Raw genomic sequence first — 11,558 nt, forward strand, 5'->3', positions numbered from 1 at the left:
ACGTCACACTCTGGTCCGAACACCCGGCCGCCACCTCACGCAGGGCCGCCACCTCCGTCTCATCGGCCGCCAGGCTCCAGCGCAGCTTCGTGCCCACCCACTCCGCGACGTACCGGCAGTGCACCTCAACGGCAGGCGGCAGCCACTCGGCAGGATCCCGGTCCGCCTTCGCACGATTCGAACGTGCCGTGACCGCCACCAGACTGGCCTCGGCGCCCTGGTCGTTGGCATACGCCTCACGACGCTGCGCCGACCACCCGGACGCCCCGCTGTCCCAGCTCTCCGCCAGGGGCACCATATGGTCGATGTCCAGGCTCGAGGCAGACGTCACCCACACCTGGTCGTAGTACGACCACCACTGCCCGCCCGTCAGACGACAGTTCGGTCCGACAGTTGGTGGTTCGACCGCTTCGGAGATCAGGACCTCGTTCCGCGTGGAGCAGCCGTCGGAGGGATCGGCGCCGGTGTTCCAGTGGCGGAACGCGGTCCGGCTGTAGCCGTCGCGGGACTCGGTATCCACGGGCAGGGCGGCGACGGCATCAGCCAGTGGGAGCGTCTCCGCCGCGTGCGCGGGCGCGGGGACGGTGAGGGGCAGGACGGCGAGGGATGCGGCGGCCAGGCCGCGCAGCATGGTCTTGAGCATGAGCCGTTGATAGCGGCCGCCGAGGGGGCGCTGTCCGGTGTTCCGCGAGTGCGCCGCCCGTGTGGGTGGTAGGTCGTACCGGAACCGGCGCGGCACGGTGCTCCTGCAGCACACGGCAGTGGGACGTGTGCCGCTGGTCGGCTGCCAGGGATGTGGGGCTGATCAGGCGGTACGCGATCGCGCGGCGGAAGGTCAGCACGCATGTTTCGCCGTACTCAGTCCGGGTGACGCTGCCCGGACGGGAAACTTCGGCGAGCGTCAGGGCGTCGTGCCGGGTATGAGGCCGATCAACGACGGGCACGTGGCGGAGCCAGGACTTGCGGTGGTGGAGGTCGCGGCCGCCGATGACGAGACAGCGTTCGCGGTCCAGGAACTGCTCGCCGCACAGTGGGCGATCGCGCCGGCAGACCGCACCACCCGCGAGCCCGGCGAGCCGGGTGTACGGCTGCGCTGCTTCCTCGACCTGCGCCAGCGGCCCGACTCATAGAGGTGGAAGAAATCCGGGGTGACGTGGACACTGCCGGAGCCGATGCTGAGCGTACCCAGCCCTGATCTGCGGCCGGGCTGGGCGGGCGAGCCCAAGTGGGACGGCTTCCGGGCGGTCGTTTCGGTGGATGCGGGCCGGGTGGTGCTGCGCTCCCGGCGTGGCACGGAGACGGGGCCGGCGTTTTCAGAGATTGTGGCCGGAGCCGTGCAGCTGCCGGATGCGACCGCGATGGACGGCGAGCTGGTCGTGTGGGACACCGCAGGTCGTCTCGCCTTCGAGCGGTTGCAGAACCGGCTCGCCCGGCGGGGTGCCGGTGCGGTCCGGGCATCTGAGGAGTGGCCGGTCCACTTCGTGGCGTTCGATCTGCTCAGGCTGTCCGGGACCGTGACGACGGAATGGCCGTACTGGCGGCGGCGGGCGGCGCTGGAGTCGGTGTTCGCCGACCGCCGGCTCCTGGCCCCGTGGGCGCTGTGTCCGTCGACCACTGACCCGGACACCGTGCACGAGTGGCTGTCCTGGGCGTCGGTCGGGATGGAGGGCGTGGTCTTCAAGCGGCTCACCGATGCCTATAAGCCGTCGGTGAGGGGGTGGGAGAAGTACAAGGTCCGCGAGACGAGTGAGGCGATCGTCGGCGCGGTCACCGGGTCCCTGACCGACCCGCGGACGCTGATGGTGCCCAGTCGCTCGCCGAGCGGGACGGCACCGCGCTAGCCGAAGGGCTGTTGTCCGCCATGGCCTCAACGGCGGCCCTTCCGGGCAGCCACCTCCTGGTGCTCCACGAGGTGGGCGACGTCTCGCCGAACGGCACTGGACTGCAGTGGTGCCGTTCGGCGATGGACAAGGCGGCTAAGGGCTCCGCTCCCTGACGGGCCGCAGGCCGGCTCGCCTCAGCGTCGATGGGTCAGACGGTCCGGGTGACGGCCGCGGCCTCCAGGCGGTCCAGGCGTTCGTAGAGGGCGCGCACGAGGCGGGCGCGGTTCTGGACGCAGCGCACGGTGCCCTCGATCGGCACGGACAGCCGGCCTTCTGCCTCGCGCAGGACGACGTCGGCGAGCGCCCGGGGGCCGCTGTCCTTGGGCATCTGGTCGGCGCGGCGGCGGACGTCGGAGGCGACGGCGCGGGCGTGGCCGGTGAGCTGGAGGGCGATCTGCTCCAGGTCGCGGGCGGTGAGGGTGTCCTGGTCGGTCCAGGCGAGGACGGCCTTGACGAGGCTCTCGTACGGTTCGCGATCGAGCGGGAGCCCGGCTTCGATCAGGCCGTCGGGGTCGTGCAGGACCGTGTGGCTGCTGGTGTGCATGGCGGGCCTCGCTGCCGGGAGCGTCGTGTGCGGGTGGCCGGCGGTCACCGCTGGGTGTCCTCGCCGCCGTCGGCTCCGTCGTCCTGGTCCTCGTCGTGCTGGCCGAGGAACCGGGCGAAGCCGCAGTCCGCGCGGGCCAGCAGGGCCGGAGAGGGGACGCCGTAGGCGGGCGACTGGAGGCCGCGGCCCTCCCCGGCCGGGGCGGTGGAGTCGGTGTGTACGCGCATGAAGCCCCGCCTTTCCGGCTTGGTCCGTCGGTGCCGTCGACGCTACGCACCTACAGTCCGCGCCCTCAACGAAGTTGCGGAGAATTGCGGGACTTCACTCCAGGGCGTCGATCGCGGCCTCGATGAGCGCGCGGGCGGCGACGCCGTACACAGCCATCTCCGCGAGGCCGGCAAACGCCTTCGCGTAGTCGTCGAGCTCGCGCGGCTGTGTCACCTTGATCTCCGCCGTGAGGGTCTCCACCACGGCCATGGTGTCGTCGTGGACGTAGAAGGCTTCCAGCGGCCACACGGTGCGCTGCGCGGTGAACGGGATGATCCCCAGCGAGACGGAGGCGAGGGGCATCACGGCCAGGAGGTGGCGCAGCTGCCCGCGCATCGCCTCGGGGTCGGCCGTTCGGTAGCGCAGGACGGACTCCTCCATGAGCACGACGTAGCGGTGGCCGCCCTCGTAGAGGAAGCGGGAGCGGGCGACCCGGGCCGCGACGGCTTCGGCGACGTCGTCGGGGGTGCCCTGGAAGCGGGTGATCTGGTTCATCAGAGCGGTGGCGAACGCCGGCGTCTGGAGGAAGCCGGGCGGCACGTTGGAGAGGTAGACCCGGCAGTGGCGGGTCCGCTCGTGGAGGGCGAGCCAGTCCTCCTGGACCTGCCGCATGCCGTTGCGGTGCAGGCGGCGCCACTCCATGTACATCGAGTCGACCGCGCGAGCGGTGGCGATGAGGTCGTCGGCCTGGTCGTCGGCGCCGCACGCCGCGCACCAGGTGCGGATGTCGTTGTCGGAGGGCGCGGCCGCGCCTTTTTGGATGCGGGTGGTCTTAGCGGGGTGCCAGCCGCACCGGGAGGAGAGTTCCTTCCCGGTGAGGCCGGCGTCCTTGCGCAGGTGCGTGAGCCGCACGGCGAGCGCTTCACGGGCGGCATGCGCGCTGGAGGAGGGAGAGACGGTCACGGGCTACTCAAGGGGTCTAGACAACGTACTTCTCGTGCGGGATGCCGCGCTCCCACACTGTCTCGAACGCCGTGGCGCACAGTGCGGCCGCGGCCGGGGCGTCGGTGCGTTCCTTCCCGTCCGTTGCCCAGTCGCCGGCGCCGGTGAAGTGGTGGAACTGCACGATGCGGCCGTCCAGGAGCCAGAAGTCGTTGCCGGGCAGCGGAATGTCGCTCGCGTGACGACGGGGCAGCCAGCGCACGTCTTCCCCGGCCTGGAGGTTGAGCGGAGTGATGGCATGCTCGTAGCGGATGTAGTCGGTGACCGGCTCGGAGACAATCCGCGCGCGGCGCATCACCACACCGCGGGCGACCGCGCCCTTGACGAGTGGCATCCACTGCGGCCAGAAGGAACGGGCCGGGTCAAGGTTCGGGACGCCGGTGCGCAGGAAGTTCTCGAAGTCGTCCCGTTCGTCGCCCACCGCGTAGACGTCGCGCATCTCCAGATGGACGGCGCTGCGATGGGTGGCCGCGAGGAGGTCAGCGAACGTCGCGCTGTCCAGCAGCTCGTTCCGCCGCATCGCATGCCTCCCTCACGATCGACACCATGTGGGCCGGAATCCGGATCACCCGCTCGTGCGGGGGGATCCCGGTCCTGTGGCCGGGCACCCACTGAACGGAGCCGACCTCGGCCTTGAGGAGTTCGTCGGCCTCCTCACCCTGGAAGATCAGATCCGAGCTCTCCTCTTCCACCCACACCGTGGGCGATCCTTCGCCGCCGGTGTTCGGGTCGATCCCGACGAACCGTAACGTCATCGCGTACTCCCGTGTCGAGTCGGTTGCGCTTAGTTGCGCCGACCGTCCCGCGTCCCGGCCCCCTCGGTCAAGACCGGGGCCGGGTCAGTCCCTCGTACGGACAGAAGCGCGCCGAAAGCGACAGCCGGATGGGCCGGACGGGTTGCCGGTGGGACCGGCGCGTACCGGGGCTGGCGGGTTGCCGGTTGGAGGTTCAGCGGACCGATCGGCCGCGCACAGGGCACGTCTGCGAAGCAGAGCATGGGACGTCACAAGCAGCACAAGCCGCGCCGCTCACGGGGCGAGAACGACCGGCCGGCCACGGAGTGGTTCGGCACCGCTTTCCACTCCACCGAGGGGATACAGCACCTGGACGTTCGCCAGTCCGGCAACGGCGTCCTGATTACCTCCTCCCCTGCCGAGATCGACGGCGTGCCGGCCTCGTGGCCGCTGCGCCTGCGTAACGACGTCGACGGCGGGCTGAACGAGGTAGGCGCGGCCCTCGCGGCCGGGCGCGGCAACGTCTTCGGCGTGACCGAGGGACCCGGCCACAGGACCGCCCTGGCGTTCTTGCCCGACCACCCCGAGGAAGGCGTCGGCACGCTGGCCCGGGTCTGCACTCCCGAGGACCCGGACGGCGACGTCGTCTTCGAGCGGAGCGCGGAACGACCGATGGGGCTGTGGGCCGAAGCAGGGGAGAACCTCCTGCGGATCGTGCCGCTGCTCGGTCCGGACGCGCCGCCGGCGGACGAACTCGAGGACTGCCGCCTGTGCCCTGGCTGCTACCGGCCCGTCTATGAGAGCTCTTCCTCGCACACCCTGATCGGGGCCGGTCCGCTCCCGCTGATGGGGCTGTGCAGGCTGTGTGCCGAGGGATCCACGCTTCGCTCGCTGCGCCAGGCCGACGTGCCCATCGACACCCGCCAGCGCGCTGTCCTGGAGACGGTGGCCGCCGCCCTGGCGTAGGGGTACGGCTCGTGGCTTGTGTGTATGCGGTTCGGGCGGTGCCGCATCGCGGCACCGCCCACGCACGGATCAGGCAGGGTTGTCGACGGTCACGAAGCCCGCGTCCTTGTAGTACTGGTCGAAGTCCTCGCCCGGTTCGGCGTTGTGGACCAGTCGGGCGAAGGCACGCTCGAAGCGGGTCACCTCGAAGCGGGCCACGATGGTCTTGCCTTCCCGCTTGTCGTAGATGGGCTTGGGAACCGGGAGGATGACACGGCCTCCGTCGACCGAGACGAGCAGGTGGCGGTCGACGAGGGCGCCGTTCCAGAAGACGTCGCCCACCTGATAGTCCACCGGCCTGTCGTCGGGGAAGGTATTCCAGTCCGGCGTCATTCCCTTGTTCACGGTGATGCCCCAGGCGATGGTGAGCGCGACGTTCTCGCGGTTCACGAGGGTGTTCCCGTGGGACTCGAGGTCCAGGGACCACTTGCTCAGCTCGTCTCCCCCCAGCGTGCCCCAACGCTCCCACCTGTCGTGGAAGGAGGGCCCGGAGCCGCCGCCCCAGCACCCGATGTGATGCCAGTCCTCGTTGGTGGACTGCTCGATGGTGTTCCGTATGTCTGCGAGACGCACGTAGATCCTCCCCTAGATGGTCAGCCGTACGGGATGTGCCGCCCGGCCGTTCTCTCCCTGGCTGTCATGATGCGTCAGGCGGTGACTGTGCACGTTGTTTGGCCCGGTCGACCTGGCGTAGCAGCAGGTCGGCGAACTGGATGATCTCAGCGGCTTCGATCGGGTCGTCGAACTTCACGGTCCGATGGCTGGGCGGGTTCTTGTACGCGCCCATGGCGCCGGCGAAGAGAGCCGAGGCGGCTTCCTGCTCGCCGCCTTCGGCTTCGGCGTCAGCCAGCGGCCCGCCCGCCTTGCCGTTCTTGTGGGGCTGGAACGCCGCGCGCATGAGGTGCACTCCGACCAAGGAGTTGTCGAGTCCGGAGGCTTCACGGACGGCGACTTCGACTGCCTTCATGGCTGCGAAGCTGGCGAGCTCGTACTCGCCCAGGTGGAAGTTGGTACGCACCGGCCCTTCCAGGGCCGGGTGCAACGGGCCTGAGAGCCGTTCGCCGGCCTCGAACCGCTCCAGGCCGGTGGGGTTCTTCGCCAGCTCCATTCCTTCGCGCGAGACCCGGCGGAAGGCTTCGTTCTGGGTCCGGTCCCGGGCGAGCAGTGCCCGGGACTCGAGCCACGACCAGGCATCAGTCAGGACATCGAGGAGCGCGTCGACGTCCGGCTCGCCCTCGTATGCGCGGGCCGCCGTCGAGCCCACGATGCTGTTCAGCTGCAGAGCACGCCCGTTCCCGCTCGCCAGATGCCGGAGCAGAAGCAGGGCGACATCCCGTATCGGTAGCTCCCGTACCTGCTGGGCGGGAACCGGAGCGTGGTAGGTAAAGGTCACGTCGTCACAGTACGAGCACGCACCGACAAAGGAGATCGCTTTACCAGGTGCCCTGAATCGGAAGCAGCGTCGGCGGAGGCACGGCGGCTGCTTACGGTAGGAATCGTGACGCCCCTTTCCGACGCCGCACCCGAGCCGGCACCCGTGCCGGTGCGGGTCGTGCTGCCCGCCGACCCGGTGCTCGGGCACCCGGAGCAGGAGGTCGTGGCGCGGCTCTGGAGGCGGCGGCAGACCGAGGCGGGCTGGCTGTACCTCGTGGGGCTGCCGTCGTACCGGGACCTCGAGGACGGCGGCGTGGAGGCGGCGGAGTACCGGGTATGGGTCCGGGCGCCCGAGCACGTGCGGCCGGTCGACGACGTCGACTACGACCAGGTCCCCACCGAGCCTCTTCCGCCGGCGCCGCCGACGACGGTGGTCCGCGAGGTCCTCGGGGAGCGCCGGCCATCGGGCTGGGTCCTGGCAAAGGTCCGCGAGGGGCGGGGCCCGGCCCGCGGTGTGCTGCACACACCGGACTGCGAAGAGGCACCCGAGGGCGCGCCCCTGCTCGATGTCCAGCGGGCCCTGGACGTCGCGGAGAACCCGGGGACTCAGCTGTGCACGCTGTGCGGATGCGCTCAGGAGCTGACGCCGCTGCTGAGCGGCTTCGACCACATCACCGACTCCTGACCTGCCGTGGTCAGGAGCCGGTCTCGATGGTGACGGGGACCTCCAGCGGCACGGTCCACTCGCTGCCCTTGGACCTGGCGGTGATGCTCAGGCGCACCGGCTCGTTCGCGTAGTCGCGGTGCCAGGCGTCCGTGGTGGTCGTCGACCAGGGCGGCGGGGTGGTGGGGGTCAGGCCGTATCGCGTCCACTCGCCGATCGCCAGCTGCTGCGGGGCGACCGTCCGACCGGTGTCGTCGCGTCCGTCCGCGCTGAACTTCCACGGCCCCCAGATGTGGGCGCGGACCTCTTCGGGCGGCCGGGTGCCGGCGAGCTGGGGCCCGTCGCCTCGGTGCGGGTTGTCGTTGCGCAGGGACGCGGTGATCTCGATGGTGCCGTGGGACAGCAGGCCGGGCGGGCCTTCGAGGTGGACCCGCAGCATGGCGGTGGAGCGGGCCTCGTTGGCCACGACCGTGCAGCGGAAGTGCGGGGTGAGATCGGCGTGCAGGCGCTGCTGCTCTATCCGGGACAGGGTCTGCGCGGCCCCGTTGGCGTTGCGCGCGGCTCTCCAGGAGCCGATGGCGGCAACGGCAGCGACGACCGCGACGGCCAGAGCCAGGGCCGCGATCGTGTCGGTGGTGGTCATGAGGCAGGACGCTATCGCCACCACACGTCACAGGTCAGCGCCCTGGAGACATGGCCATCAGCGGGGGACGTCGTCCAAGGTGGGGCGATGAGCTCACTGCGACCCGGTGACATCACCGACGAGATGATCCAGGCCATGGACACGGCCAAGCGGCAGGGACTGCAGAAGGACCTGCGCGCCCTTGCCGCCAATATCCGCGCCGACGCCGAAGGCCGCTACGACAGTGCGGAGCCCGGGTGGCGGGCCGGTGTCGAGTGGACGCTGCTGTGGATCGAGAACACCGCCGCTCAGCTGACCGAGGGCAGGCCGTAGACAGCGGGCGTCAGGGTGTGTCTCCGAAGTAGTAGAAGCGGCAGCTCACACCCGGGCCGGGCTACGGGGTTCGCCGGGGCGTGGGTCGTACAGGGCGCGGCCGCCGGGCCACCGGGACAGCTCCGTCGTTAGGCGCCGTCGTCTACTTCCTCGGTCCGCCAGCCGTGGATGTCCAGCAGCAGGCCGTCCAGCGGGCCGCAGACCAGTTCGGCGTAGGTCCGGTGCGGGAGCGGGCCGGGGTTGGGGGCGTCGTGCTCCGCGCCGTAGACGCGGCCGTTCAGCAGCTGCTCGTCTCCGTTCATCCGGTCAGCTTCCCAGCCGCTACCGACAACCGGGGAGAGCCGGCGGGCCCGGCCTGGGTGGAGGCCGGGCCCGCTGTGCTCACCGCGGCTTGGGCGCTGCGGCCAGCACCCGCCGGTCCTCCTCGCCGCGGCCGACGATCCGCCACACCGGCCGGTCGGCCCCGTCATGGGTGAGCTGGTGCAGGGTCGTCGTCGCCACGGTGATCTGCCAGTTCGGCCGGGCGCGGTCGTGGAAGGCGGCCTCCCTCGTTTCCGGGGCCGCGCGGCGCTTGGATGGGGCGAAGACGAACAGCAGCAGCGGGAAGGTCCGCTCCAGTGACGGACCGGCGTAGGTCTCCTGCCAGTGGTTGCGCGGGGGGCGGGCGGCGTTGCCGCGCCCGGACGCCGGTGCGTTGCGGTAGGCGTCGTAGCGCTCCAGTTTGGCGAGCAGGCCGGCGTAGGACATGGTGCGGTCGATCTCCACGAATGCGCTGGCGCCGTTGGCCAGGAGCACCACGCCGTCGGGCACCAGGTTCCCGGCCGGGGTGGGGTGGGCGACTTCCACCCGCCAGTCGGCGTGATCGGCCACCTCCGCCTGGTGGAAGGCGATGACGGTGTCGACCAGGGCGAGGCCGTGTTCCCGAAGGCCCGTCTTGCTGGCCGCGATGCGCTTGCCCGTCGTCCGGCCGACCGGCGATGCGAGCTCACCGGAGGCGGCGGCTTCGGCGAGGCCCGCCGGGGTGCAGTACCAGTAGCTCTGCTGGGCACGGTGGGTCCGGCCGACCAGGGCCGGGGATTCGGCGAGCAGATTGCGCAGCGCGCGGCGGACGTGGTCGGTGTCCTGCTGGTGTGGCAGCAGGAGCGCCTTCAGCTGGCGGGGTGTGGCCAGGCGCAGCCGGGCGAGGGTGAGCAGGACCTCGCCGCGGAGGTCCGCGCCGGCCTTCGTCGCCGCGGCCTTCCGGGGCCGGGACGCTTCTCCAGGTACATCAGTACCTGTAGAAGAGGAGTTGCAACCGGTCGGGGCAGGCGAATCGGGGGTCTGATCAGCAACAACCGTCAGACGACGGCTGGAGCCTGCGGGGCTGGGAGCGGGGCTTGTCGCGGGGCTCGGAGCGGGGCTTGCCGTCGCAGCGGTGTCCGCCAGGGCCGGCGGGGTGTGCGGGTCGGGTGCGGTGGTCATCGCGTCCTCGGGTTTCTCCGGCCGTACGCGGCCGGGTCGGCGGTTGTCCGGCCCGCGCGCGGATCTGCGCACGGGCCGGAGCCACCGTGAGAAGGCACCCCTTGACCGTCGTCTGACGGCCACCGACAACCTGCGCCTGATTCCTCCTTGGCCGCCCCTTGCAGTCCGAGTTTGTCCGTGACCGGAGTCACGCCCGCACCGCGTCCCGGAGCTCGGTCTCTGTCCACAGGGCAGGGCGCGCACCGTAGGGCGACCGGCCGGGCGCACCAGGCATCCGGCCAGCGGACAGCAAGGAGCCGTCATGGAGACGACGTCGCCGAAGGTGCCCCAGCTCGCCCCGGAGCAGATCCTTCGGGCCGCCGACTACGTGGAGCTGGTCTGGCGGGAGCAGGGCAGCGAAGAGGAGAAGGCCGCGCTGGCGGAGTTCCACGCCGACGGCCCGGAGCTGGCGCAGCTGATCGGTGAGTTCGGTGCGTTGCTGCTGGCCGACTACCTCACCGCCGTGCCCGACGAGCACGCCGACTGCGAGTCCGCGTACGTCACCGAGAAGCTGGTGACGGTGGCGAGCCGGTACCTCAAGCGGTGGTGCCTCGCGAGCGGGGCCGGGGCGCACACCGCGTGGATCGCGGCCGGCTTCCTGATCGAGTGCATGCAGGAGGTCGATCAGGTGGGCCAGTATCTCGACGACATCCGCGGCAACGTCGGCGCGGGATTTCGGAGCGGCTCCGGCCTGAACTGAGTCGCAAGCCGGGCAGCGCCCGGGGACGGAGATCTCTCCTCCCCCGGGCGCTGTCCCTTTTGGTGCGGGATGTCGCAGGTAGCGGAGGTGGACAAGGGGGGCGCCGCGCACGGCGCGGGGAGGGCTCTCTCCCCCGCCGACGGCTGGACTCTGTCCACAGGGCCGCAGTTCGAGGCTGGTTTCGAGGTCGCCGCGATCAGCGAGGCGGCCCGTACGTGAGGAGCTGTCATGCCCGAGAACACCGTCACTACGCCGCTCGCCCCGATGGAGCCGGAGGATGTCGCCGTTGCCTTCGCCTACATCCGGGCGCTGCAGGCCGACGACATCGACACCGCCTGCGCGGTCGTCGACGGCATGGGCCCGGAGGTGCTCCGGATGCTCCTGGACGTCGCCGCTCGCATCGTCATCCCGATCACCGCCGTGGACGACCACGACGGGGAGCCCTGCGCGCATTCCTTCCTGGCGGCGGCGCTCGGACGGCTTCTGCTGGAGCTCCTCTGCGACGGCGAGTGCCTGGCCGGTGCGCTGGGCATCGCCCAGACCATCGTCCGCTTCACCGAGAACATCCTCACCGAGGAGCACAGCGACGTCGCCGACGTCCTGCGCCAGTTGGAGGCCGCGGGGTTGAATCAGGCGATGCAGGCGCACCCAGCGCACCGCACCTCCGCGTAGCCGCACCTTCGCGACGGCGGTGGTGCGGTCCGGCGCGCATCCCCACCGCACCACCGCACCACCGTGGTGCGCTCCACCGCGCCACGGCACCACACCGCCGGGAGCCGCGGTGCGGTCTCCCGACATCGCCGCACCGCGCCTGGCCCGGCACGGCCGGGCGGGCTCCTCTATCACACACCCCCTTGACCGCGACCTGATCGCGAGCCGAAACCGGCGATGGCAAGGGAAAACGTCGCGGTAGCAGAGCTAGACAAGGGGGTGTAGCGGAGCCGGACAAGGGGTCGTGCGCGTCCGGCCCGCACCCGAACAAGGGTGGCC

18 protein-coding genes and 1 pseudogene are annotated in these 11,558 nt (G+C 70.9%); 8 read left to right on the forward strand and 11 right to left on the reverse strand.

Annotated features, from left to right (window positions below):
• Positions 1–643 (reverse strand): HNH endonuclease family protein (locus RM812_RS29905; RefSeq protein WP_311579169.1); only part of this gene is annotated, 643 nt, incomplete at its 3' end.
• Positions 644–920: 277 nt separating this feature from the next.
• On the opposite strand from RM812_RS29905, the gene RM812_RS29910 reads away from it, so the two are divergent.
• Both RM812_RS29910 and RM812_RS29915 read left to right on the forward strand, forming a co-directional pair.
• On the forward strand, positions 921–1,130 hold the full coding sequence (locus tag RM812_RS29910) for a DUF6207 family protein (protein ID WP_311579172.1): 210 nt from the start codon (positions 921–923) through the stop codon (positions 1,128–1,130).
• 18 nt (positions 1,131–1,148) lie between these two features.
• Positions 1,149–1,841: an ATP-dependent DNA ligase gene (locus RM812_RS29915; protein ID WP_311579176.1), complete on the forward strand. Its 693-nt coding sequence runs from the start codon at positions 1,149–1,151 to the stop codon at positions 1,839–1,841.
• 190 nt (positions 1,842–2,031) lie between these two features.
• Here the strand turns inward: RM812_RS29915 and RM812_RS29920 are convergent, their stop codons facing one another.
• From RM812_RS29920 to RM812_RS29940, 5 genes are all read right to left on the reverse strand, one after another.
• Entirely contained in the window at positions 2,032–2,427 is a 396-nt protein-coding gene (locus RM812_RS29920) for a DUF6415 family natural product biosynthesis protein (protein ID WP_311579179.1), read from the reverse strand.
• A gap of 44 nt (positions 2,428–2,471) precedes the next feature.
• Positions 2,472–2,654, reverse strand: a complete 183-nt coding sequence (locus RM812_RS29925) for a hypothetical protein (protein ID WP_311579182.1) — start codon at positions 2,652–2,654, stop codon at positions 2,472–2,474.
• 94 nt (positions 2,655–2,748) lie between these two features.
• On the reverse strand, positions 2,749–3,597 hold the full coding sequence (locus RM812_RS29930; RefSeq protein WP_311579185.1) for a helix-turn-helix domain-containing protein: 849 nt from the start codon (positions 3,595–3,597) through the stop codon (positions 2,749–2,751).
• Positions 3,598–3,613: 16 nt separating this feature from the next.
• Positions 3,614–4,156 carry a DUF6879 family protein gene (locus RM812_RS29935; RefSeq protein WP_311579188.1) on the reverse strand — a complete coding sequence of 181 codons (543 nt, stop codon included), beginning with the start codon at positions 4,154–4,156 and terminating at the stop codon, positions 3,614–3,616.
• Positions 4,116–4,391 (reverse strand): hypothetical protein, encoded by a 276-nt coding sequence (locus RM812_RS29940; protein ID WP_311579190.1) that lies wholly within the window; start codon positions 4,389–4,391, stop codon positions 4,116–4,118. The genes RM812_RS29935 and RM812_RS29940 overlap by 41 nt, the downstream gene beginning before the upstream one ends.
• 240 nt (positions 4,392–4,631) lie before the next feature.
• Here RM812_RS29940 and RM812_RS29945 point away from each other — a divergent pair, with 240 nt between their 5' ends.
• A complete protein-coding gene (locus RM812_RS29945; protein ID WP_311579192.1) occupies positions 4,632–5,336 on the forward strand; it encodes a hypothetical protein in 705 nt (234 codons plus the stop codon).
• A gap of 69 nt (positions 5,337–5,405) precedes the next feature.
• On the opposite strand, the gene RM812_RS29950 is transcribed toward RM812_RS29945, so the two are convergent.
• A complete protein-coding gene (locus tag RM812_RS29950) occupies positions 5,406–5,948 on the reverse strand; it encodes a hypothetical protein (protein WP_311579194.1) in 543 nt (180 codons plus the stop codon).
• Positions 5,949–6,012: 64 nt separating this feature from the next.
• Positions 6,013–6,639: a TIGR02391 family protein gene (locus tag RM812_RS29955; protein WP_311579197.1), complete on the reverse strand. Its 627-nt coding sequence runs from the start codon at positions 6,637–6,639 to the stop codon at positions 6,013–6,015.
• A 273-nt stretch (positions 6,640–6,912) separates the two neighbouring features.
• Between RM812_RS29955 and RM812_RS29960 the strand changes: the two genes are divergently transcribed.
• Positions 6,913–7,434 (forward strand): DUF6233 domain-containing protein, encoded by a 522-nt coding sequence (locus RM812_RS29960; RefSeq protein ID WP_311579451.1) that lies wholly within the window; start codon positions 6,913–6,915, stop codon positions 7,432–7,434.
• Between the two features lie 10 nt (positions 7,435–7,444).
• Here the strand turns inward: RM812_RS29960 and RM812_RS29965 are convergent, their stop codons facing one another.
• A complete protein-coding gene (locus RM812_RS29965; protein ID WP_311579200.1) occupies positions 7,445–8,056 on the reverse strand; it encodes a hypothetical protein in 612 nt (203 codons plus the stop codon).
• A gap of 87 nt (positions 8,057–8,143) precedes the next feature.
• Between RM812_RS29965 and RM812_RS29970 the strand changes: the two genes are divergently transcribed.
• A complete protein-coding gene (locus tag RM812_RS29970) occupies positions 8,144–8,368 on the forward strand; it encodes a hypothetical protein (RefSeq protein WP_311579203.1) in 225 nt (74 codons plus the stop codon).
• Positions 8,369–8,378: 10 nt separating this feature from the next.
• On the opposite strand, the pseudogene RM812_RS29975 reads toward RM812_RS29970, so the two are convergent.
• Both RM812_RS29975 and RM812_RS29980 read right to left on the reverse strand, forming a co-directional pair.
• A pseudogene (locus RM812_RS29975) lies at positions 8,379–8,670 on the reverse strand (hypothetical protein).
• Between the two features lie 79 nt (positions 8,671–8,749).
• Positions 8,750–9,829, reverse strand: coding sequence for a replication-relaxation family protein (locus tag RM812_RS29980; protein ID WP_311579206.1), 1,080 nt, complete (start codon positions 9,827–9,829; stop codon positions 8,750–8,752).
• 301 nt (positions 9,830–10,130) lie between these two features.
• Here RM812_RS29980 and RM812_RS29985 point away from each other — a divergent pair, with 301 nt between their 5' ends.
• The 3 genes from RM812_RS29985 (at position 10,131) to RM812_RS29995 (ending at position 11,240) form a co-directional block, all read left to right on the forward strand.
• A complete protein-coding gene (locus RM812_RS29985) occupies positions 10,131–10,568 on the forward strand; it encodes a hypothetical protein (protein ID WP_311579209.1) in 438 nt (145 codons plus the stop codon).
• A gap of 69 nt (positions 10,569–10,637) precedes the next feature.
• Positions 10,638–10,787 carry a hypothetical protein gene (locus RM812_RS29990; protein ID WP_311579212.1) on the forward strand — a complete coding sequence of 50 codons (150 nt, stop codon included), beginning with the start codon at positions 10,638–10,640 and terminating at the stop codon, positions 10,785–10,787.
• 9 nt (positions 10,788–10,796) lie between these two features.
• Positions 10,797–11,240 carry a hypothetical protein gene (locus tag RM812_RS29995; protein ID WP_311579215.1) on the forward strand — a complete coding sequence of 148 codons (444 nt, stop codon included), beginning with the start codon at positions 10,797–10,799 and terminating at the stop codon, positions 11,238–11,240.
• Positions 11,241–11,558 lie beyond the last annotated feature (318 nt).

The sequence above is a fragment of the Streptomyces lancefieldiae genome (genome assembly GCF_031845825.1).
Classification (GTDB): domain Bacteria; phylum Actinomycetota; class Actinomycetes; order Streptomycetales; family Streptomycetaceae; genus Streptomyces; species Streptomyces lancefieldiae.